Source organism: Streptomyces sp. ICBB 8177 (genome assembly GCF_003144095.1).
Classification (GTDB): domain Bacteria; phylum Actinomycetota; class Actinomycetes; order Streptomycetales; family Streptomycetaceae; genus Streptantibioticus_D.
This window is the reverse complement of the sequence record NZ_NSKH01000001.1, coordinates 19,405-41,162: the sequence shown is the minus strand read 5'-3', so window position 1 is coordinate 41,162 and position 21,758 is coordinate 19,405. Positions and strand designations below refer to the sequence as shown.

Sequence of the window (21,758 nt, the reverse complement as noted above, 5' to 3'; positions counted from 1 at the left end):
GCTGAAGGGAAGTGTCATGATCCAGGGCATGGATAATGCCGAATTCGAGGTCATACCGGAACGGCGGTACGTCAAGAGCGTACGGCGCTACGCGCCGGAGAGTCTCATCCCGCATATTGCGTCGGTCTCGGCACAGTTCGGCATACCGGAAATCGGACGCGGCTGGATGCACCGCCCGGATGAGGGCATCACCTACTATCCCTGGGCACTCGCCGACATCGCGTCGGTGTCGCTGACCGCCCGCGATGCCCCGCGCCGTCACCATGCAACACCACGCCAGCTCCGGGAACTCGTGAGTCTCTACAACGCCTCCGTCGGCGCACACAGCCATGCCACCGGCAGCGCGACCGCCCGCGAAATCCTGCTTCTCACCTCCAACCTGCAGTTTCCGTACCAGGATGAGGCGTATCCACAATTCGCCCGTACCAAGGCGATCTTCGACGCAGGCTTCCCGCGGGACTACACGCCCGAGTGCATCAGACCCGGTTGGGACCGGGAGTTGTTCGGGACTGACCTGGCCGCCTACAGCCGGACCGCTCTGCTTCTCTACGTTGCGGCATCACAGTTCAGCGGCCGTTTCATACCCGACCGGCTCTACAGCGGCCCGGAAGCCGAACAGTTCGAGCAAGCTGCTCCCCGCGAGGAGCTGCTCACCCTCGTCGATGGGCACTTCGCCGCTGACCGTGACCAACTACGCAGGGACCATGCCACGGTCCTGGCCCGCTCCAAGAGCTCCCCGAACTGGACGCCCGACCACCGCAGGTACGCCTACAACCCGCTCACCAGCCACCCGCTCGTGCGTGGGATGGGCCCGGGTTACCTGTGCCCGGTCCCGGCACTCCTGCCGCGCAAGGCCGGTCCGGCGGGCATCTACTTCGCGGGCCTGGCTCGCTGGCGCACCGCCTTCACCCGGGACCTGGGCCACTTGTTCCAGCAGTACGTCGGCAGTCAGCTGGCACTGCTGCCCGCCGCCGACGTCCTGCCCGAAATCGACTACCGCATACGCGGCAGACAGAGAGGCAAGAGCGCGGACTGGATCGTCGTGCACGACGACGCTGTGCTCATCGTGGAGGTGAAGTCCGCGATGCCCACCCAGGACTACCGGCTCGGATGGGCCGAAGGGGTCTCAACCGCCCAGGGAAAGATCAGCGACGCGTTCAAGCAGATCGATCTGACAGCTGGTTTCATCCGCGAGCGACGCGAGGAGTTCACCGCTATCCCCAGCGACCGGCCCATCATCGGACTGGTCGTCACGCTCGAGCCCTTCCACCTGGCCCAGGGCTATCCCGTACGGCAGGAACTGCCCGTCACGTCCACGCCTACGCTCATCTGCTCAGCCGACGAACTGGAACTCCTGGTCATCGCGGAGAATCCCTCGATGAGCGACATCGTCCTGAAGGCCGTCCGCGACCCCACCGTCGAAGGTTGGGCGCTCAAGACCATCACCGGCCAGCGCAGCCCACTGCGTAACCAGATCCTCGAGGCCTCCTGGAACACATTCGCACACGCCTTCCGGTAGGGACCCCCACTCAGTGCCTCTCCCCCGACACCACTGCGGCTGGCTTCCATCAATATCCAGGACAGAGCATCCAGCCCTGCGGCGGCCCTCCACCAGCGGCACCGTTGCGGAGCGGTCCCAACTCGGGCGCACCACGTCCCTGTGCGGGAGTGTAAATCTAACGGCGGATCCGACGATCATGGGAGAGACGTCAAGTGACTGATACCGCCGTGGAGTTGGAGACCGTGGAGTCTGCCGAGAGTGCTGAGTCCGGGCAGCCTGTGCCTGTGTCCGACGAGCAGCTCGTCGCGATGCTGGTGGAGCGTGCCCGGTCGGAGGGACTGCAGCTGACCGGGCAGGGTGGGCTGCTGCAGCAGCTGACCAAGCGGGTCTTGGAGTCTGCCCTGGAAGGTGAGATCACCGATCACCTCGGCTATGAGAAGCACGATGTCGCCGGCCGGGGCAGCGGCAACTCCCGCAACGGAAGCCGGGCCAAGACCGTGCTGACCGACGTCGGGCCGGTCGAGGTCAAGGTCCCGCGTGACACCTCGGGCACGTTCGAGCCGCAGATCGTCAAGAAGCGGCAGCGGCGGCTGACCGGAGTCGACGAGATGGTGCTGTCGCTGTCCGCGAAGGGCCTCACCCACGGCGAGATCGCCGCCCACCTGGCCGAGGTCTATGGGGCCGAGGTGTCCAAGCAGACCATCTCTACCATCACCGACCAGGTCATGGAGGGCATGGCCGCCTGGCAGAGCCGCCCGCTGGACCGCGTCTACCCGGTCCTGTTCGTTGACGCGATCAACGTGAAGATCCGCGACCAGCAGGTCGCCAACCGGCCGATCTACCTGGTCATGGCGGTCACCGTGGAGGGTGAGCGGGACATCCTCGGCATCTGGGCCGGCGACGGCGGCGAGGGCGCGAAGTACTGGCTGCAGGTGTTCACCGAGCTGAAGAACCGCGGCCTCGAAGACGTGCTGATGCTGGTCTGCGACGGGCTGAAGGGCCTGCCCGACGCGGTGGAGACCGTCTGGCCTCCCACGATTGTCCAAACCTGTGTGGTGCATCTCCTGCGCAACTCGTTCCGTTACGCGGCCCGCCAGGACTGGGACAAACTCGCCAAGGCCCTCCGGCCCGTCTACACCGCGCCTACGGCCGAGGCGGCCGAGGAACGGTTCCTGGAGTTCACCGAGGTCTGGGGGAAGAAGTACCCGGCGATCGTGAAGCTGTGGTCAGACGCCTGGGCGGAGTTCGTCCCCTTCCTCGCCTACGACGTGGAAATCCGTAAAGTCATCTGCTCGACGAACGCGATCGAGTCGGTCAACGCCCGCATCCGCAAGGCCGTGCGAGCTCGCGGGCACTTCCCGACCGAAGCCGCCGCCCTCAAATGTGTCTATCTCGCGCTGATGAGCCTTGATCCAACCGGCAAGGGACGACGCAGGTGGACCATGCGCTGGAAGGCGCCGCTGAACGCCTTCCAGATCGCCTTCGACGGCCGACTGACCCCAAGCAACCGCTGACCACCTCAACAAACAAGATCAGCCGTTAAGTTGACACTCCCTGCCCTGGAGCACTGCCTCCCCGACCCGCGGGTATGCAGTGCGATGAGTATCCGTTTGCCAGCACGGACGAAGGCGGCACGGCCCTGCCTGCGACGCAGCGAGCCGTAACCTGGGTCCCTGCAGCGGAGCAGCGCAAGCAAGGCGGCATGGTCTCCGCGTTCCAGGTGCAGAATCGGGTGCTGAAGGGTGACCCGTTCTACGTGGAGGTGTAGCCATGGCTCCGGTGACACGCACCATTTTCGTCGACTACAGCCAGTACTACATCCACGGCGACGACTACGACACCTCTCAGTGGTCCTACGACAACTTCAACGGCCTCGTCGGCGTCTTGGACGCGCAGGGCCACCCGTGTGACCCGGGGGAGTTCGCGGTGGTCATCACTGGTCTGAACTCGGGAGAGGTCTGCGTGACCGTCGATGTCCGCGCGGAACCGCCCACGGTGGTCGACCGCGGGGAGTGGGACGAGATCGTCGAAGCGAGCCTGACCCTGGGCGGCTCGCGACCAGGGTTGTCGACCATGATCCCGACCGACGGGCTCATGGAACTGCCTGACTTCTCCCAAGCAGGCCCGGGCCCGTACCGGGTGCGCGTGCATGCGCGAGGCAGGGACGCCGCGAATGAACTCATGGACCTGCCCGAGGGAACCGAGCCTGTCGAAGAACACCTGATCCAGGTCTGGGGCGCCCCCGCCACTCCGCTGTACGTGCACAAGCAGACAGACACATACGGAAAAACCATGCTGCCCGCCCCTGGAGCCTGACCACCCGACGCGGCAGGACTCATGGTGCTGACGGGGCGCCGCGCCGTCCCGTCAGCACCTAACGCTCGGTGGGGGTTTGTTGGTGTGCGGGGTGGTGGCTGGTCTGGGGTATTGCGGGTTTATTGAGGGGTCGGCTGATCGGTTCCAGCGGGGAGGCCGGGGTGTGTGGGCTGGGGTTATGTGTTCTGTGCTGAGGGCGGATGGGTTTGTTGTGGGTTTCGCTAGCGTGTAAAGGCTCGGTTGGCGTTTTTGCTGGTCAGAGCTGTTTGCGCTGACGGGTGTGGTGGTTTAGCGGCCTCGGCGGGGGTGGTGGTGGGTTTCGGCGAGGTGGTCGAGTCGTACCGCGTCGAGGGCGGTTTTGGTGATGCGTTCGGTGCCGTCGTGGATGGCGGTGATGGCGGCTTGGCGGATGAGCCTTGTGAGGGATCCGATGCGGCCGGCGGTGCGCTGGTGGAGGTAGGGGGCGTGGCGGGGGAGGGTGCCGGGTTTGTGGCGGTGCAGGTCGAGGTTGTTTTCGATGTCGGTGATGGCGTCGCGGAACGGGTGGCGGGTGCCGTGGCGGGCGGGGAGGGGGCCGCAGTCGACGAGGGTGGCGCGTCCGGCGAGTTGAGCTCCCCGTGTCCCGCTGAGAAGCTGTGTCTGAGGCCTGCATGACAATGCGAACGCCCTTCCGATGAGCCATCTATGCTGGTCCGCAGCATCGCAGGGGGGATAGCGGATGGACTGGTTCTGGTGGGTTCTCATCGTCTTTTGGACGGGTGGCTTCGCGTGGGCAGCTGACAACGTGCGCACCGCACTGCGCAATCGGCATGAGCGCAAGTTGCAGTTGCTGGAGGCGGCGAGACAGGAACGTTTGGCCGTTGAAGCAGCGAACAAGTCTCCGGAGCCGGTGTGCGGATGCACGCACCATCTCGCCAAACACGACAAGCAGGGCCAGTGCCACGAGCGCGTCGAGGTGCCAGTGGCCTGGGATGAGAACAAGAAGCCGCTGCGTTACGAGGCTGGTCAGTGCAACTGCCAGCAGTATGTGGGACCGCAGCCTCTGTCGCAGGTGTTCGCGGAGGACCTGACAGATCTCGCCTGACCAGGATGGCGAGGCCGCTCTCCGTACATGACACTGGGGACAGTTGATCGCCAGCGCGATGGGGGATTCCCGGCGGCTCTCTTCGTTCTCTACGGTGGCCGCATGGGCAGGGACGGAGTTCCCCGGCTGCGGCTGGTCGTCGTCGCGGACGACGACGCGGGCCCGCGGTTGTGTCGTGGGTGCGGTGATCCGTTGATGCCGTCGGCCAAGGCGACGGCGGTGTTCTGTTCGTCCGCCTGCCGGTCGCGGAGCTGGCGTCGGACGCGGCGGACGAGGGCGCGGATCGAGGCGGTGACGGCCGGCGTGAGGGCCTCATGCCCGCAGTGCGGGGCCAAGTGGACGGTCGGGGTCGACCGCCTCGTCTCGGCGGTCTACTGCTCTCCCGTCTGCCGCAAACGGGCCTGGCACACGCGGCGCGCGCAGACTGACGAGGAGTGAGCCCGCACGCCGCCGGTCGGCGGGGCCGCTTCGTGCGCCGGGTCCGTACGCTCTTCCCGCCGAAGGCGAGGCGGTCGGATCGTGCGAAGTGGAGGGTCTCCAGGGCGAGTTGACGGCACTGGTCGGGTGTCGTCCCCCAGGGGCTCGTGGGGGTGGTGTCCGGATGACCGGGATGGTCGGCAGTGTGACCCGGCAGCGCTACGACGAGCTGGTGAAGCTGGGACGGGACTGGGTCGCGGAGATGAGCTCCGTCCAGTGGCGGCTGGGGGACGCGGCCGGGGAGATCGAGCCGATGCGCGCCCACGGCGGGGTGAACCCGCCGGGGAGCGAGGAGTTGTTCACCGTCAGCGAGGCCCTGCGGATGTTCGCCGAGGACGTCGGCCTCGCCTACACGACGGTGCGGGACTACCGGTGGGTGGCCTCGCGCTGGCCCAAGGAGCACCGCCGCGCGGACGTCTCGCACACGATCCACAAGATCCTCGCGTCGATCCCGGACGAGGAGGAACGGTTCGAGGCGGTCGCCAGCCCCCCGGCCCACCCGCGCGGGGGCCCGGCACGGTGGACGCACGACAGCGCGAAGCGGATCGTGGGCTGGAAGGTCGACACCCCCGAGAGCGTCCAGGAGAAGGTGGACGCGATCCACGACCTGGCGGCCGACGACCAGGTCGCGGCGAAGGTGACGACGGACTTCCTGCGCCGGCCCGCGGTCGCCTCGAAGGCGATGGCCGACGACACTGCCCGGCACGCCGTGAACGAGGCGCAGTTCGACCGCTTCCGCCAGGAGGCCGCGTTCGTGCACGACGAGGCGGCGCCGCTGCCGCAGCTGGCGCGGATGGAGCACAACGTCCAGTTCATGGACCTGGTCGCGGCCTGCACCCAGTTCGTCGTCACCGCCGGCAGGATCGTGCCGAACCTGCGCGGGGCGCCGTTCGACGACGCCGAACGTGAGACGGTCCTGCACGGCCTGTCCAGGGTGCGGGCCTCGGCCGACTGGATCGAGAACGCGGTCACCCGCGGCGAGGTAGACCTCGACGAGCAGCTCCAGAAGCTGCTGAAGGGCTCGGGCGAGTAGTCGTGGGGCGGGGCGTTCCCGCTCACGTCCACGCCGAAGCCATCCTGTCCGCCCTCCTGGAGGCCCGTCCCGCCGGACTGACCGTCGTCCAGCTCATGGCGGCCACCGAGCGCACCCGCGCGCAGGTCCACACCGGTCTCGCGCATCTGCGCAAGGTCGCCGCAGCGAAGGACCTACCGCCGATCACCTGGGACAGGACCTGGGGCTACCGGATGCTGGAGGACGCGCCGGAGATCTGGATCGGCTACGAGCGGGCGTTCTTCGAGTCCACCCACCACCGGATCGTCAACTTCATCGAGGGCATCCTCCTCGCGCACCGCAAGAAAAAGCCCGACGACCCCTACATCCGCACGGTCATGGCGCAGATGGGCGCGATCGAGTCCACCCTGCACCTCCTCGCCAACCTGGAGTGACCCCATCCGAGGAAGGCGACGGGCCGCGACCGCCCCGCAGTTGGCTCCCAGCACAGGTCGCGGCCCGTCACCCCGCCATGCCGCTGGACCTGCCCCGCTACCGCTACCCGTCCGACACCAGCGACCTCGAATGGGCTCTCCTGGAACGGCTGTTGCCGCCTCCCGCCTGCCGGACCGCCAGGGGCGGGGCGCCGGAGAAGTGGCCCCGCCGACGCATCGTCGACGCGATCCGCTACATCACCGACAACGGCGCGAAGTGGCGGGCGCTGCCCGCCGACTTCGGCATCCCCTGGCGCACCGTGTTCGGCTACTTCGCCCGCTGGGCGAAGGCCGGCGTCCTGCGGCACATCCTTGACCAGCTCCGCCGACGGCTTCGTCTTCGGCGGCACCGGTGTCCCTGGCCGGTCCGCGTGATCGTCGACTCCCAGTCCGTCAAGGGCGCCGAGACCGTCTCGAAAGCGACTCGCGGCTACGACGCGAATAAGCACATAAATGGGAGGAAGCGGCATCTCCTGGTTGACCAGGACGGCCTCCTCGTGGACCTCCTCGTCACCCCCGCCGACGTCCAGGACCGCGATGCGGCCCGCGTCCTTCTCGCCCGCCTGCACACCGAGCACCCCGAGATCGTGCTCGTCTGGGCCGACAACGGCTACGGAGGCGAGGAGTTCGCCACCTGGGCACAGGACGCCCTCGGCATCACCGTCAAGGTCGTCTCCCGCCCCAAGGACGCCAAAGGCTTCGTCCTGTTGCCGAAACGCTGGGTTGTCGAGCGGTCGAATTCGTGGACGATGCGGGCCCGCCGCAACGCGAGGGACTACGAGCGCCTGATGTCCCACGCCGAGGCTCACATCCAGTGGGCATTCATCACCCTCATGAGCCGTCGCCTCACCCGCCGAAACCCCCGCGTCGAGGCTGTCCCGGCTCCTCTTGCGACAGCAGCCTGACGATCTACAACTGCCGTTCGGGTGGGCGTCCATGGACGCCCACCCGAACGGCAACCTCAATCAGCACCCGACCTCACAACGTCGCTACCTGCGGAAAGAGGATGTGACACAGGCACTGAGCGGGTTGCCGCGCCGGGAGACCAGCCGTACCGGCCCGTCGCCTTCCGGGCGCAGCAGCAGGGCACGGAACCCGTCCCACTTGGGCTCGTGCGCCCATCCCGGCCCGCCCGGCACCTCGTCCACCGCCGTGGCGAGCATCGGCGCGTCCGGCAGGGCGCGGCTGACTCATGCGCCCACCATCCCGCGCGGCGGCGCGTTCTGCACAGGACGGCATACGCCCGGGTGGCGACCGCCGAGGCATGAGGGTCGGCGCGCTTGCTCGTCCTGGCGGGGCTGGTCCTCGTGATGGCGACAGCGGTGTACGTGTGGCGGCGCTCGACGCGGTCGGGAGACTACTTTTCGCTCCAGGAGGCGCGGCGCTCCCCGTCGCCGACGTCGTCACCCACTCCGGTGCGCGGCACCTGATCCGTCACCTTCCGCCGCCGCGGCCGCCCGCACTCGCTGCTCTTCGCGAACAGAGCCGACGTCCCGTTCCAGGGGTGTGTGGCTCACGGCCGTCGCGAGGTCCTCCAAGGCCCTGCTTTGCAGTTCCGCCTCGCGCCGCACGACCGGGCTCCGGTCCCCGGCCGCGTTCTCCCACGTGTGAAGCGCCTCCTCCACGCGTCCCCAGTCCGGATTTCGGTGCTCGCGTACGGCGGCTGCTGCCTTCGCGGTGTCCGTCTCCAGGGCGTCGGCGAACCGCTCCGCCTCGGGGACGACACGGCTGTCGGCCCCCGGGACGTGGCTCTCCATGAGCATCGCCGCGCGGCCGAACCCCTTGAGCGCCTCCTGCGCCTCCTGCGCCTCGCGCGACGTCAGTCCCCTGGGGCGGACGGGTTCCTGCCTTGCCCGGTCGTACGCCTCCTGCCAGGCGGCGCGTGCTTCCCTGCTCGCCAACAGTGCCCTGCGCATGTCGGCGTGATGCTCGCGGGTCGGTTCGGCGTAGTTGCGGAGCACCGCGGTCGCGTAGCGGCCGTTGGCGGCGAGCCAGTCCGCAAGCCGGCCAGGCAGCCGGGGCGTCTCCCATGCGGGGAACACCACGTAGGCCAGCATTGCCAGGGCCCCGCCGAGCAGGGTGAGCACCACCCGTTCCGGGACCGTCTGCTCCCATGCCTGGCCGCCCATGCCGAGCAGGAAGACGACGTACGCAGCGGTGAAGCACTGGGAGTAGGCGTAGCCGGTTCGGTTCAGCGTGTACGACAGGGCTGCTGAGCCCACGGCCAGCGCGCCGGAGACACGGGCGTCCGGGCTCAGGGCCCGCACCATGCCGGTGGCGAGCGCGACCCCCGCCAGGGTCCCAGCGAGACGGCCCACCGCACGCGCGTACGTCCGGTGGAAGTCCGGCCGCATCACCATCACGGAGGCGATGGGCGCCCAGTAGCCGTGGCCCAGGTGTAGCCGGGCGGCGATCAGATATCCGAGCGTGGCCACCGCCGCCAGGCGGACGGCGTGCCGGAACACGGGCGAGTCCCGGCGGAACTCACGCTGGACCGCCCGAACGACGACCGGGACCAGCCGGAACATTGTCGGGCGCATCAGGAACTCGGCGCTGGCGGGGCCGGGCAGCGTGGGCGTCCTCCCCGGCTCGCAGCCGCTCCCGGCGATCTCCAACGCCTCGCCGAGCAGTTCCACGAGCCGCTCGGCGGCCTGCCTCGCGGGGCCTTCCAGCACCTCGTGCTCCTCGTCGGCGCACAGGACGTCCGTGCTCCCGGGCAGCACCTCGGCAGGAGTGCCGCGGCGAATCGAACGGGCGACCGCATCCAGAACGTCGGCGGCCGCGTCGAGCAACTCCCGCGCGCGGTCCCGCCCAGGGCCCTCCGCCGGGGCGCCTACGTCCGGATCGGCGAGCGCGGCGACGACCGGCCGAATGCGCTCGGCGAGTCCTCGGGGGCCGTGGAGGGCGGGGGGACGGGTTCGGGCCTGTGACGGCGTCACGGCAGCCGCGTCCCGGGCCGTCATCAACGGCTCCGGATCGAACGGGGCGGTCGGATCGTGCCGCAACCGGCGGGCGTAGTCCGCCACCGCGGCCAGGGCGTCGGCGAGCGCGTCACGATGCGCCCCCCAACGCCGGATCGGGAACAGCAAGATCAGCGCGGCCTGCGTCACGCCTCCGAGCGCGATGACCCCGGCGTGCTCCAGGGCGCCCCCGACGCTCGTGGGCAAGGTGACGGTCACCAGCATGCTGCCCACGGTCGTCGCTGCGACGATCCCAGCGGTCGATCCGACGGCCCACGCCATACCCGCGGCAAAGGCCCACACGGCCAGCAGCGGAAGAAACGTCACGAGTCGCCCCGCCGCCAGGTAGCCTACGAAGGTGCTGAGCGCCAGGCCCGCGCCGGCGCCGAGTGCGATCACCTTGCGTGGACGCCAGGTGCGCTGGAAGGTGGCCCCGCCCGCGGAGTAGGCACCGAGGGCGGCGGACGCGGCATACGCAGGGGAGACCAGCCACAGCGCCAGCCCGATGACGATGGCCATCCCAGCGGCCGTGCGCAGCGCGAGCAGGGGCTCCAGCCGCGTCTCCTCGATCGTGAGCCCAGATCGCACGACCTCCCCGAAGGCCCGCAGCCACGTCACGGGTGTGAGCCTAGCCGGAACGCCCTTGCCGAGTGCGTCGGCCACGCCGTCGCCGTTTGGCGGCGCCACGCTCGGCGAACGCGCGATCCCGGGCCGACCTACACTCACAAACCGGCACCCTCGCATACAGGGCGATCGTGGACCCCCCCAGCTCCAGCTGTCAGGCCAAGCGGCCGCGGATCGACGTCGTCCTCGCGGCCGTTCCGGGATGGCCGAACGGAGGTCGCGAAGCGACTGAAGAAGGATGACGGACCTGCGCTACCTGGACTGCATCCGCCCCCTCATCGCCGTGATCGGCCCGCAGGGCACCTCGCGCTGCTGTCGCTGCCCATGCTCGGCTGATGCGCGCCGCCCACCGGCTGAGGCGGCGGCCCTCGGCATGATCGGAACGCTGATCCCGGAGCCCGACGACGCCCTGCCACCCGGAAGGATCCAGTACGCCAGCGAGGCACCGCACCTCCGCGGGCGGTTGCGGCTGCTAGGCGGGATGGTCCGCGTCAACCGGCCCTGGCCGTGCTGATCACCGGCCTCTCCCGAGCGCTCGCTGGCGTGTTCGCCACCCCAGCGTTCGGCCTTATGAGCAGCGGCATCTGGGGTCACCCTTTAGGTGGGGCAGTCCCCCCGACGCGGTGTTTGCCCTGCCGTCGATCCGCACGCCCGCCGACTACCCGGACAGTCGGACGCCTGGGCCTGGCAGGGCAATACAGGGAGGCTAATTGGGCCCGACATGCGCATGCGTTCGCGCGCCCCGTCGGCCAGGCTGAACGGGAAGCTCATGGGCCGGGAGCCCGCAGCCGGAGGTTGCCGTCATGACCGTGATGTCCATCGCCAGGTTCGAAAGGTTCTTCCGCGCCGCCGCGGGGCTGGATGTCGACAAGAACGATCTCAAGCGCTACAGCGACTTCGTCGACGCCAAGCTCTACGATCTGCTGACCGTCGCCCAGGCCACAGCCAAGGCCAACGGGCGCGACATCATCCGGACCTGTGACCTACCGATCACGAAAGGCCTGCAGGAGAGCATTCACCACTTCCGGAAGATCGACCAGGAAGTAGAACTCAAACCGATCCTGGAACAGCTCGCCACCCACCCCGCTCTGGACCGCACGCCCGACGAGGAGACCGAGGCAAGGTATCCGGACATCATCGGCGGACTCAGCCTGGCCCTTGCTCAGTGCTTCAAGATCCTCGACCCCCACCTGAAGAACCCCCAGACCCAGCACTGGGATGAGGCCCGAGCCGTCTTCGACCTCTTGTTGTGAGTGGCGACCGGACCAGGCGGCGCAGACCAGGACCGCTTTCGGCAGCACCTTGGACGCGGACGTGGACGAGGGCCTGCGGCGAGCCGGCGGGTCGTTGCGGCAGTCGAGGAGGCAGAGCGCGCTGAAGCTGTTCGGCCGTGGAGTCGCGTCTTGGCCGCTGCTCTCGGTGCTTTCACTCGTCTCGCTGATCTCGCGGCTTTGCAACCTCGGCCTTGGGTACGGTGACACCCCCTCCGACATCTGCGCATTGATCTTTTCGGTGTCGGAAGCCGGTGCTCGAAGGCTCCGGTGCGGCGGGTGCTCCGGCGCAGGACGCCTTTGCGTCTTTCTCCTTGATTTTTCCGGTGACCACCAACTCCTGGCCGCTGGCTTCGACGTCGATGCCCTTGCTCTTGACGCCGGGGAGTTCGATCTCGACGTGGAAGGCGGCGGACTCAGTGACATCCGCCAGGAGTGTCCACGCGACTGCGGGCGCCAGGCCTCCCATCGTGGAACTCATCTCGCCGAGCAGTTGGTCGAACTCCGTCAGCGGATCGCGTGCTCAGCCCAGGGGCCTGTCCTGCACTGCACCACCACGGTGGCGCGGGACATGGTCATTCCCATCGCCTCCTTCTCGTGATCCCCTCACCCGCTGGGCGTCATGCAAGCCAAGCGGACTCCTTCGGACGCATGTACGGGGAGCTGTCGGTGCCGCCCGGCGCGGCCGCGTGGCCCAGGTAGCGGTGCACGAAGTGGATACTCATCGCGCCTTCTCCGACCGCGGAGGCCACACGTTTCACCGAGCCGCTGCGAACGTCGCCTGCGGCGAAGACGCCAGGCAGGCTGGTCTCCAACGTCAGGCAGTCACGGCCCTGGCTCTGCCACAGCTCGGGAACGGAGCACGCCTGCGCCTGTGCGCCGGTCAGCACGTAGCCGCGCGTGTCGAGGGCGAGCGCGCCAGACAGCCACTCGGTGTGAGGGTCTGCGCCGGTGAAGACGAACAGGGCCCGCACCGCGAGGTGGCGGTGCTCGCCCGTACGGTGGTCAACCACGGTGACCGCCTCCAGCGCCTTGTCGCCGAGTGCCTTGGTCATCTCGGTGTGCAGCAGCACGCGCACCCGCGGATGGTGCTCGATCTGATCGATCAGGTAACGGGACATGTGCGCATCGAGGCTCTGCCCACGGACTAGCAGATACACCTGCGGTGCGAACCCGGCCAGGAAGAGCACGGCCTGGCCCGCGGAGTTGCCGCCTCCGACCACCGCCACAGGGTCGGTACTGCACTGCTGAGCCTCATAGACGGTCGCCGAGTAGTGGACGCTCGCGCCCTCCAACGGCTCGACGCCGGGCACCTGGAGGCGCCGGTACCGGGCGCCGGTGGCCAGAACGACGGCACGGGCGGTCACCTCGCTACCGTCGGCGAACCCAACGGTGTAGTGGCCGTCCCTCCGTTCGAGCCGGGCCGCCTCCGCAGGGACGCTGATCCGGGCGCCGAACTTGTCCGCCTGGAGCACCGCGCGCTCCGTGAGTTCGGCGCCGGAGATGCCGGAAGGGAAGCCGAAGCAGTTCTCGATCCGGGAGGATGTCCCGGCCTGGCCGCCGGTGCCCAGCGCCTCGACCACGGTCGTGTCGAGGCCCTCCGAGGCCGCGTTCACCGCGGCGGCGAGACCTGCCGGTCCGGAGCCGACGATGAGGAGATCGCCGCGGTCGTTGCCCGATTCCAGGGGCGGCAGGCCGATGAAGCGGGCCAGTTCGGCGTTGCTCGGATTGCGCAGCAAGGTCGTGTCCTGCCAGATCACCAGCGGCGTCTGCTCCGGATCGACCGCGAAGCGCCGCAGCAGCGCCTCGGCCTCCTCGTCCGTCTCCAGATCGATCCAGCGGTGTGGCAGCCGGTTGCGGGCGGCGAACTCGCGCAGCCGCCGGGTGTCGGGCGAGTAGCGCGAGCCGATGATGCGGAAACCGGCGCCCTGCCCGACGAGCAGAGCACGGCGCCCCAGGCAGGCGCGCAGCACCACATCACCAAGGGTGGAGTCCCGGGTCACCAGGTCACGCAGCTGATCCATGGACAGTACGAGGATCTCACCGGGGTCCCTGACCACGGCGGTGTAGAAGGCCACCTGCCCGTTCAGGAGGCCGAGTTCGCCGATGAAACGGCCTGGGCCGTGCACACGTAGAAGGTGTTCATCGGGCGTGCCGTAGCCCTCGACGATGGCGACCGAACCACTGAGGACGACGTAAAACGACTCGCACCGTTCCCCCTCCCGGATCAGCACGTCACCGGCGTCGGCCGCGTGCCGTCGGCCGTGCTGCGCCAGGCGGGCCATCTGGTCGTCCGCCAGGCGGGGATAGGCGCCGTAGATGTCGGGCGTCTCGAAGGGGACGCTCGCTCCCCCCTCGTCCGGCACAGGTGCTGCGCCGGGCCGCGTCTCGTCGCCGGGCATCACACGAACGCCTCATGGACGAAGCACCACCGCCAGTCCTCGCCGGGCTCCAGCGACGCCACGATCGGATGACCGTCGGCGGCGGCGTGACGGCGGGCATGCCGGTTCGGCGAGGAATCGCAGCAGCCGACGTGGCCGCAGGTGAGGCAGAGCCTGAGGTGGACCCAGGGGGAATGTGTGGCCAGGCACTCCTCGCACCCCGGGGCACGCGGGGCGACGGGGCGTACGAGGGCGAGGTGGGGGTCGATCCGTACGGTCATGGCCGATCATCCTTTCCCAGCCGGTGCGCGGCCCGCGATCGACTGCTCCACCCACCGTCGCAAGGCGGGGGCAGGTGCGGCACCCGACTGCCGGGCGATGGTCTGCCCTTTGTCGAGGACCAGCAGCGTCGGTACCGCCTGGACCTCGAACCGCCGTGCCAGGCGCGGGCTCTTGTCGATGTCTACCTTGACCAGCTTGATCGTTCCTGCGAGATCGGTGGCGACTTCCTCCAGCGCGGGGCTCACCATGCGGCAGGGGCCGCACCAGGTGGCCCACAGGTCCAGGACAACGGGCACGGTGGCCTGCTCGACGACGTCGGTGAAGTCGTCGTCGCCCGCGTCGGCCATCCACGGCAGCGGCTGCTTGCAGGCGCCGCACCTGGGGCGTCCCTCGGCCGCCGCCGGCACCCGGTTGGTGCGCCCGCAGTGCGGGCAGGCGACGTTGGCGGCTTGCACGGTGCTCATGCCGCCCTCGCTCCCTCCACGTCCTCGGGCTGGTCGTAGGTGACCACCAGCTCTCCGTGTTCGGCGTCGACGCGGACCGTCGCACCGTCCTGTACGTCACCGCGCAGCAGGGTGCGCCCGACCATCGTCTCGACCTCGTGGGAGATGTAGCGGCGCAGCGGCCGGGCCCCGTACACCGGGTCGAACCCCTGGTGGGCGATCACCTCGCGTGCGTCATCGGTGAGTTCGACGGTGATGCGGCGTTCGGCGAGGCGGTGGCGCAGTTCGTCGAACTGCAGCTCCACGATCCGCTCGATCTGCCGCTCACCGAGCGGCTTGAACAGCACGATGTCGTCGACGCGGTTGAGGAACTCCGGGCGGAAGTGCCCGCGCAGCTCGCCCATCACCAGGGCGCGGGCGTCCGGCTTGATCTCGCCCTCGGCGGTGGCGCCGTCGAGGAGGTGCTCGGAGCCGATGTTGGACGTCATGATGATCACGGTGTTGCGGAAGTCGACGGTGCGGCCCTGGGAGTCGGTGATGCGGCCGTCGTCGAGGACCTGCAGCAGGGTGTTGAAGACATCGGTGTGCGCCTTCTCGATCTCGTCGAACAGCACGACCGAGTACGGCTTGCGGCGTACGGCCTCGGTGAGCTGGCCGCCTTCCTCGTAGCCGACGTATCCGGGCGGTGCGCCCATGAGCCGGCTGACGGTGTGCCGCTCCTGGTACTCGCTCATGTCGAGGCGGACCATGTTCTCCTCGGAGTCGAACAGGGCCGCCGCGAGGGTCTTGGCCAGCTCGGTCTTCCCGACGCCGGTGGGGCCGAGGAAGATGAACGAGCCGATGGGGCGACGCGGGTCGCGGATACCGGAGCGGGCGCGGATGATGGCGTCGGCGACGAGCTTGACGGCCTCGTCCTGGCCGATGACTCGCTCGCGCAGGACCTCGTCGAGGCGCAGCAGCTTCTCGCGTTCGCCCTCTTGGAGACGGGCAACGGGGATGCCGGTCCAGGCGGCGACGATCTCGGCGATCTCCTCCTCGGTGACGACCTCGCGCAGCAGCCGGTTCTGCCCTTGTTTGGCGGCCAGTTGCCCCTCCTCGGCCGTCAGCCGGCGCTCCAGGTCCTGGAGGCGGCCGTAGCGGAGTTCGGCGGCGCGGTTGAGGTCGTAGGCGCGTTCGGCCTCCTCCGCCTCGTGGCGGACCTGCTCCAGTTCCTGGCGTAGTTCCTGCACGCGGCGGATGGCCTGCCGTTCGGCCTCCCACTGGGCGTGTTTGGCGTCGGCCTCGCCGCGCAGGTCGGCCAATTCTCTGCGCAGTTCCTCCAGGCGGTTCTTGCTGGCGGCATCGGTCTCCTTGGACAGCGCCGCCTCCTCGATCTCCAGGCGGGTGACGCGGCGGGTGATCTCGTCGAGTTCGGCGGGCATCGAGTCGATCTCGGTACGCAGCCGGGCGCACGCCTCGTCGACGAGGTCGATGGCTTTGTCGGGCAGGAATCGGTCGGTGATGTACCGGTGGCTGAGGGTGGCCGCGGAGACCAGCGCGGTGTCCTGGATCTTCACGCCGTGGAAGACCTCCAGGCGTTCGCGCAGTCCGCGCAGGATGGAGATGGTGTCCTCCACGCTCGGCTCGTCGACCAGCACCTGCTGGAAGCGGCGCTCGAGGGCGGCATCCTTCTCGATGTGCTTGCGGTACTCGTCGAGGGTGGTGGCGCCGATCATGTGGAGTTCGCCGCGGGCGAGCATCGGCTTGAGCATGTTGCCCGCGTCCATGGCCCCTTCGGCGGCGCCCGCACCTACGACGGTGTGGAGTTCGTCGACGAAGAGCAGGATGTGCCCCTGGGCGGCCTTCACCTCTGCCAGCACGGCCTTGAGGCGTTCCTCGAACTCGCCGCGGTACTTGGCGCCGGCGACCAGGGAGCCCATGTCGAGAGCGAACACCGTCTTGTCGCGCAGGCCCTCGGGGACGTCGCCGCGAACGATGCGCTGGGCCAGGCCCTCGACGATGGCGGTCTTGCCGACGCCGGGATCGCCGATGAGGACGGGGTTGTTCTTGGTCTTGCGGCTGAGGATCTGGGTGACGCGGCGGATCTCCGCATCACGGCCGATGACCGGGTCCAACCGCCCGGACCGGGCCTCGAGGACCAGGTCGCGGCCGTACTTCTCCAGAGCCTCATAGGCCACTTCGGGGTTGGCGGAGGTGACGCGCTGGTTGCCGCGGACCTGAGTGAGCGCGCTCAGGAACGAGTCCCGGGTCACGCCGTGCTCCTTGAGCAGGCGTCCGGCGGCGGTCGCCGAGCCCTCCTCGGCCAGGGCGAGCAGGAGGTGCTCCACGGACACGTACTCGTCCTTGAGGCGTTTGGCCTCCCGATCGGCGGCATCGAGCAGGCGGGACAGGCGCTGGGTGACGAAGACCTGGCCGGGTGCAGCGCCGGGACCGGTGACCTTCGGGCGGCGGGAGAGTTCCTCGCGCACGGCCGCGCGCAACTCCTTCGGCTCAGTGCCGGCCTGCTGCAGCAACCGTGGGATCAGACCGTCCTCCTGATCGAGAAGCGCGAGCAGCAGATGTTCCCCGTCGACCTCGGTCTGCCCCATGCCGACGGCCGCGCTCTGGGCCTCCTGCAGGGCTTCCTGGGACTTCTGGGTGAGACGGTTCATGTCCATGAGGGTGTTTCACTCCTCGTGCCGCGGCCGCGCAGGGCGGCTTCGAGCAGGCTGATGCGGTCGAGCAGGTCGAGCACCAGGCCGATGGATGCGTAGTTGAGGCAGAGTCCGGTGCGCAGCCGCTGGATACGGGCGAGAACCGCCGGGGCCGTGGGGTCGAACACCAGTCGCCCCGCGGAGTCGCGTTCGGCGTCGACCAGCCCGAGGGCGACGAACCGGCGGATCAGGTCGGGGTGCAGGCCCGAGCGAAGGGCAACGGCGGGCAGGGAGAGCCTGGGGACGGGCACGAGCGCGTACCGGACAGCCGTCGGGGCGGTGATGTCGGCGCCCGTTCGTACCGGACGGGCGTCCACGCCGGCCCGGCCGATGCCCCCAGCTCCCGCGGGTCGGTCGTTCATCGCGTCCTCCTGGGGTCGAACGAGGAAGTGGCGGCCAGCTCCTCGAACAGTTCGCGCTCCCGGTCGCTCAGGGCGGGAGGCACCGTGACACGGAGTTCGGCGTACAGGTCGCCGTTCGTGCCTCGCGGGTTCGGCATGCCCTCGCCGCGCAGCCGCAGCCGCCGGCCGCTGGACGAGCCCGCGGGCACCGTTGCCTTGCCCGTGCCGCCGCCGGGGGTGGGCACCGGCACCGTCGCGCCCAGGGCCGCCTCCCATGGAGCGACCGGGACCTGTACGTGCACGTCGCGGCCGTCCAGCCGGAACCGGGAGTGGGGCTGGATACGGACCCGCAGGTACAGGTCGCCCGCGGGGGCGTCACCACTGCCCCGGCCGCCCTCGCCCGACAGCCGGATGCGCTGCCCGTCGGTGACTCCCGGCGGCACGTCGACCTCGTACCGCCGCGGCTGACCGGTGGGACCGGCGAGTGTGACGGTGCGACGGCCGCCTCGGTACGCCTCCTCGACGGTGAGCGGCAGTTCGGCCTCCTGGTCCGCTCCGGGGACGCCGCCTCGGGTGGCGCCGGCTCCGAACATGGAGCCGAGCAGGTCCTCGATGTCGATGTCCTCCGCTCCGAAGTCGTCGCCGAAGCCGGTGGTGTACCGGACGCGAGGGCCGCCCGCGCCCGAGGTCCTTCGAGCGCGGAAGCCGCCGCCCGCTCCGGCCGCGACCCGTTCGTCGAAGTCCTCAGGGATCTTGCGGAAGTCCTCGCCGAAGCGGTCGTAGCGGGCTCGCGTCTTGGGATCGGACAGCACGCTGTATGCCTCGTTGAGGTCCTTGAAGCGTTCCTCCGCCCCGGGGTCCTTGTTGACGTCGGGGTGGTACTTACGGGCGAGTTTGCGATATGCCTGCTGGATCTCGTCCTGGCTTGCGGCCCGCGGCACGCCCAGCACCTCGTAGAAGTCCCGTGCCATGATCGGTCACTCCCGCTTCGTGACCGTCACGGCGGCGGGCCTGAGCTGCCGTTCGCCGTCCCCGTAGCCGGGGCGCAGCACCTCGACGACGGTGCCCGGGGGGGCGTCGGGGTCGTGGACGACGCCGACCACCTCGTGCCGGGCCGGGTCGAAGGCGACGCCGGTCTCCGCGTGCCGCGGGTAGCCGAGCAGTTCGAGGACGTTCACCGCCTGGTCGCGTACGGCCCGGATGCCCTCCGCGATCGCGCCCGGATCGGCGCCGACGTGGGTCAGGGCGAGTTCGAGGTTGTCGAGGACGGGTAGGAAGGCGGCCGCCGTGCGGGAACGCTCGACCGCCCGTTCGCGCTCCAGTTCCCTGGCGTGGCGCTTGCGAAGGTTGTCGAGGTCGGCGAGTGCGCGCCGCCAGCGGTCCTCCAGTTCCCGGATCGCGGTCGTGTACTCGTCCTCGGCGGGCGCGGGTCCGGCGGCATCGGGTCCCGGTTCGCCGTTCGCCGCTTCGGGCCGGGGCGCGCCCGGCTGGGGCAGGTCCCCGCGAGGGGGGCCTCCGGCGCCTTCCGGGACCCGTACGTCCGGGTCGGACGCTGCCCGGTCGGGCTTCTGGGGGTGGGTAGGCATGGCGAGCCTCAGCCCCTGTCGAACTCGGCGTCGATGACGTCATCGTCACCGCCACCGCCACTCGTGGGACCGCCGGTGGCCCCGTCCTGGCCGGGACCGCCGCCCGTGGCGGAGCCCTGATGGGCCGCCAGCCCGGCGAGCACCTGCTGGAGTTCGGAGGTCAGGGGCCGCACGCGCTCCACGCCCGCCTCTTCCTTGACCGCCACCCGGGCGTCGGACACGAGCATCTCGGCGCGTGCCTTCTCGTGCGCGGGCGCCGCGTCGCCCAGTTCGTCGAGACGCTTCTCGACCTGGTACGCGACGGCGTCGAGTTCGTTGCGGGCGTCGACGGCCTCGCGGAGTGCCTGGTCCTGGCCCTGGTTGCGCTCGGCCTCCTGGACCATGCGCTCGACCTCACTGCGGTCCAGGTTGGAGCTCTCGCTGATGGTGATGCCCTGTTCCTTGCCGGTGTCCCGGTCGCGGGCCTTGACGTTGAGGATGCCGTTGGCGTCGATGTCGAAGGTGACCTCGATCTGCGGTTCGCCCCGCGGTGCCGGCCGGATGTCGGTGAGCTGGAACCGGCCCAGCACCCGGTTGTCGGCGGCCCGCTCGCGTTCGCCCTGGAGGACCACCACGTCGACGGCCGGCTGGTTGTCCTCGGCGGTGGAGAAGGTCTCGCTGCGGCGCACCGGGATGGTGGTGTTCCGCTCAATGATCTTCGTCATCACTCCGCCGCGCGTCTCCACGCCCAGCGACAGGGGCGTGACGTCGAGCAGCAGGACGTCCTTGACCTCACCCTTGAGCACCCCGGCCTGAATCGCGGCGCCCAGGGCCACGACCTCGTCGGGGTTGACGCTCATGTTGGGTTCCTTGCCGCCGGTCAGCCGGCGGACCAGGGCCTGGACAGCGGGGATGCGGGTGGAACCCCCGACCAGGATGACCTCGTCGATGTCGCTCTCGCCGACCTTCGCGTCGGCCATCGCCTGCTCCACCGGTCCCAGGCAACGTTCCACCAGGTCGCCGGTGATCTGCTCGAAAGTGGACCGCATGATCGAGTCGGTGAGGTGCTGGGGGCCCGAGGTGTCAGCGGTGATGAACGGCAGGCTGACCTGCGTCTGCGTCACCGAACTGAGCTCGGTCTTGGCCTTCTCCGCAGCCTCGAACAGTCGTTGCAGCGCCTGCGGGTCCTTGCGCAGGTCGATGCCGTTCTCCTTCTGGAAGTCGTCCGCGAGGTAGTCCACCAGACGCCGGTCGAAGTCGTCGCCGCCCAGGTGGCTGTCACCGGCGGTGGAGCGCACCTCCACCACGCCGTCGCCGACGTCGAGGATGCTCACGTCGAAGGTGCCGCCGCCCAGGTCGAAGACGAGGACGGTCTCGTGCTCCTTCTTGTCCATGCCGTACGCGAGGGCGGCCGCCGTCGGCTCGTTGATGATCCGCAGCACCTCCAGTCCGGCGATCCGTCCGGCGTCCTTGGTCGCGGTGCGCTGAGCGTCGTTGAAGTAGGCGGGCACCGTGATGACCGCCTCCGTGACCCGCTCCCCCAGCTGCTTGGACGCGTCGTCAGCGAGTTTGCGCAGCACCTGGGCGCTGATCTCCTCAGGCGCGTACTGCTTGTCGCGCACCTTGAAGCGGGCCGCCCCGCCGTCGCCCTCGACGACGTCGTACGCCACCGCCCTGGCCTCGTCGGAGATCTCGTCGAAGTGCCGACCGATGAACCGCTTGGCCGAGTAGATGGTGCCCTTCGGGTTGAGGATCGCCTGGCGCCTGGCCAGCTGCCCCACCAGGCGCTCGCCGGTATCGGTGAAGGCCACCACGGACGGTGTCGTGCGGTTGCCCTCGCTGTTGGGCACGACGGACGGCTCGCCGCCCTCCCACGCGGCGATCACCGAGTTGGTGGTGCCCAGGTCGATGCCCACTGCCTTCGCCATGAGGAACTCCTCCCGGTCCGGTGCCTGCGCCGACTCTCCGGATCACGTTTTTCAGGTACGACTGGAACCTCAGCCGCCGTCTGCAGCAACCCGCCGATCAGCCGTACGGCCTCGTCGGCGACCGCCTCGTCCGCCACGACCTCGTACCGGCTCGGCTGCATCGAGCAGAGCGAGGCGCAGTCCCAGCGACCGCCCTGCAGGGCCTGCGGCGGCCAGGGCGGAGAGGACGGGGTCGAGCCCGTCACAAGGCCGAACAGCCAGCCGTCAGGACACCGGAGAGCGAACCGCTCGACCCATGGCCCTTCCGTAGTCCATCCGGCCGATCACCTGCTCGACCATGCACACGTCCTGGTCGGCGATCGCCACCGTCTCCACGGGAAACTCATGGTCGGAGAGGTGTCAACGGT

Annotated in this window: 18 protein-coding genes and 2 pseudogenes; 8 read left to right on the top strand and 12 right to left on the bottom strand. The window is 69.3% G+C overall.

The genetic code is table 11. From position 1 onward, the window contains the following. Positions 1-16 precede the first annotated feature (16 nt). From CK485_RS00200 to CK485_RS00185, 3 genes are all read left to right on the top strand, one after another. Positions 17-1,519, top strand: coding sequence for a hypothetical protein (locus tag CK485_RS00200; RefSeq protein WP_109445558.1), 1,503 nt, complete (start codon positions 17-19; stop codon positions 1,517-1,519). 290 nt (positions 1,520-1,809) lie between these two features. After that, complete coding sequence (locus CK485_RS00195; protein ID WP_241968036.1) at positions 1,810-3,015, top strand: IS256 family transposase; 1,206 nt, start codon at positions 1,810-1,812, stop codon at positions 3,013-3,015. Between the two features lie 256 nt (positions 3,016-3,271). Continuing rightward, positions 3,272-3,817, top strand: coding sequence for a hypothetical protein (locus CK485_RS00185; protein WP_109445552.1), 546 nt, complete (start codon positions 3,272-3,274; stop codon positions 3,815-3,817). A 288-nt stretch (positions 3,818-4,105) separates the two neighbouring features. Here CK485_RS00185 and CK485_RS00180 read toward each other — a convergent pair. Further along, positions 4,106-4,456, bottom strand: a pseudogene (locus tag CK485_RS00180) (ATP/GTP-binding protein); the annotation flags it as partial. 79 nt (positions 4,457-4,535) lie between these two features. On the opposite strand from CK485_RS00180, the gene CK485_RS00175 reads away from it, so the two are divergent. The 4 genes and pseudogenes from CK485_RS00175 to CK485_RS00155 all read left to right on the top strand — a co-directional run. After that, on the top strand, positions 4,536-4,901 hold the full coding sequence (locus CK485_RS00175; protein WP_109445550.1) for a hypothetical protein: 366 nt from the start codon (positions 4,536-4,538) through the stop codon (positions 4,899-4,901). Positions 4,902-5,502: 601 nt separating this feature from the next. After that, positions 5,503-6,411, top strand: a complete 909-nt coding sequence (locus tag CK485_RS00165; RefSeq protein ID WP_109445548.1) for a DUF6192 family protein — start codon at positions 5,503-5,505, stop codon at positions 6,409-6,411. A 2-nt stretch (positions 6,412-6,413) separates the two neighbouring features. Further along, positions 6,414-6,824 (top strand): RacP protein, encoded by a 411-nt coding sequence (locus tag CK485_RS00160; RefSeq protein WP_109445546.1) that lies wholly within the window; start codon positions 6,414-6,416, stop codon positions 6,822-6,824. Between the two features lie 77 nt (positions 6,825-6,901). Beyond that, positions 6,902-7,717 (top strand): annotated as a pseudogene (locus CK485_RS00155) (IS5 family transposase); the annotation flags it as partial. 135 nt (positions 7,718-7,852) lie between these two features. Here CK485_RS00155 and CK485_RS28600 read toward each other — a convergent pair. Both CK485_RS28600 and CK485_RS00150 read right to left on the bottom strand, forming a co-directional pair. Beyond that, positions 7,853-8,026 (bottom strand): hypothetical protein, encoded by a 174-nt coding sequence (locus tag CK485_RS28600; RefSeq protein WP_158288138.1) that lies wholly within the window; start codon positions 8,024-8,026, stop codon positions 7,853-7,855. Positions 8,027-8,266: 240 nt separating this feature from the next. Beyond that, positions 8,267-10,441 (bottom strand): FUSC family protein, encoded by a 2,175-nt coding sequence (locus tag CK485_RS00150; RefSeq protein ID WP_109445578.1) that lies wholly within the window; start codon positions 10,439-10,441, stop codon positions 8,267-8,269. Positions 10,442-11,250: 809 nt separating this feature from the next. On the opposite strand from CK485_RS00150, the gene CK485_RS00140 reads away from it, so the two are divergent. After that, the gene (locus CK485_RS00140) at positions 11,251-11,700 is read left to right on the top strand and encodes a DUF1931 family protein (protein ID WP_109445540.1); all 450 of its coding nucleotides are present in this window, start codon (positions 11,251-11,253) and stop codon (positions 11,698-11,700) included. Positions 11,701-11,872: 172 nt separating this feature from the next. On the opposite strand, the gene CK485_RS00135 is transcribed toward CK485_RS00140, so the two are convergent. The 9 genes from CK485_RS00135 to dnaK all read right to left on the bottom strand — a co-directional run bounded on the left by CK485_RS00135 (position 11,873) and on the right by dnaK (position 21,351). Next, the gene (locus tag CK485_RS00135) at positions 11,873-12,187 is read right to left on the bottom strand and encodes an Hsp20 family protein (RefSeq protein WP_241968035.1); all 315 of its coding nucleotides are present in this window, start codon (positions 12,185-12,187) and stop codon (positions 11,873-11,875) included. Between the two features lie 151 nt (positions 12,188-12,338). After that, entirely contained in the window at positions 12,339-14,120 is a 1,782-nt protein-coding gene (locus tag CK485_RS00130) for an FAD-dependent oxidoreductase (RefSeq protein WP_109445538.1), read from the bottom strand. Continuing rightward, complete coding sequence (locus CK485_RS00125; protein WP_109445536.1) at positions 14,120-14,380, bottom strand: UBP-type zinc finger domain-containing protein; 261 nt, start codon at positions 14,378-14,380, stop codon at positions 14,120-14,122. The genes CK485_RS00130 and CK485_RS00125 overlap by 1 nt, the downstream gene beginning before the upstream one ends. Before the next feature lie 6 nt (positions 14,381-14,386). After that, positions 14,387-14,845: a thioredoxin gene (trxA, locus tag CK485_RS00120; RefSeq protein ID WP_109445534.1), complete on the bottom strand. Its 459-nt coding sequence runs from the start codon at positions 14,843-14,845 to the stop codon at positions 14,387-14,389. Further along, positions 14,842-17,481 carry an ATP-dependent chaperone ClpB gene (gene clpB, locus CK485_RS00115; protein ID WP_109445532.1) on the bottom strand — a complete coding sequence of 880 codons (2,640 nt, stop codon included), beginning with the start codon at positions 17,479-17,481 and terminating at the stop codon, positions 14,842-14,844. Before clpB ends, trxA begins: the two co-directional genes overlap by 4 nt. After that, the gene (locus tag CK485_RS00110) at positions 17,472-17,879 is read right to left on the bottom strand and encodes a chaperone modulator CbpM (RefSeq protein ID WP_109445530.1); all 408 of its coding nucleotides are present in this window, start codon (positions 17,877-17,879) and stop codon (positions 17,472-17,474) included. The genes clpB and CK485_RS00110 overlap by 10 nt, the downstream gene beginning before the upstream one ends. Further along, entirely contained in the window at positions 17,876-18,829 is a 954-nt protein-coding gene (locus CK485_RS00105; protein WP_109445528.1) for a J domain-containing protein, read from the bottom strand. Before CK485_RS00105 ends, CK485_RS00110 begins: the two co-directional genes overlap by 4 nt. Positions 18,830-18,835: 6 nt before the next feature. Next, on the bottom strand, positions 18,836-19,444 hold the full coding sequence (gene grpE / locus CK485_RS00100) for a nucleotide exchange factor GrpE (protein WP_109445526.1): 609 nt from the start codon (positions 19,442-19,444) through the stop codon (positions 18,836-18,838). Positions 19,445-19,452: 8 nt separating this feature from the next. Further along, the gene (gene dnaK / locus CK485_RS00095; protein WP_109445524.1) at positions 19,453-21,351 is read right to left on the bottom strand and encodes a molecular chaperone DnaK; all 1,899 of its coding nucleotides are present in this window, start codon (positions 21,349-21,351) and stop codon (positions 19,453-19,455) included. Positions 21,352-21,758: the final 407 nt, after the last annotated feature.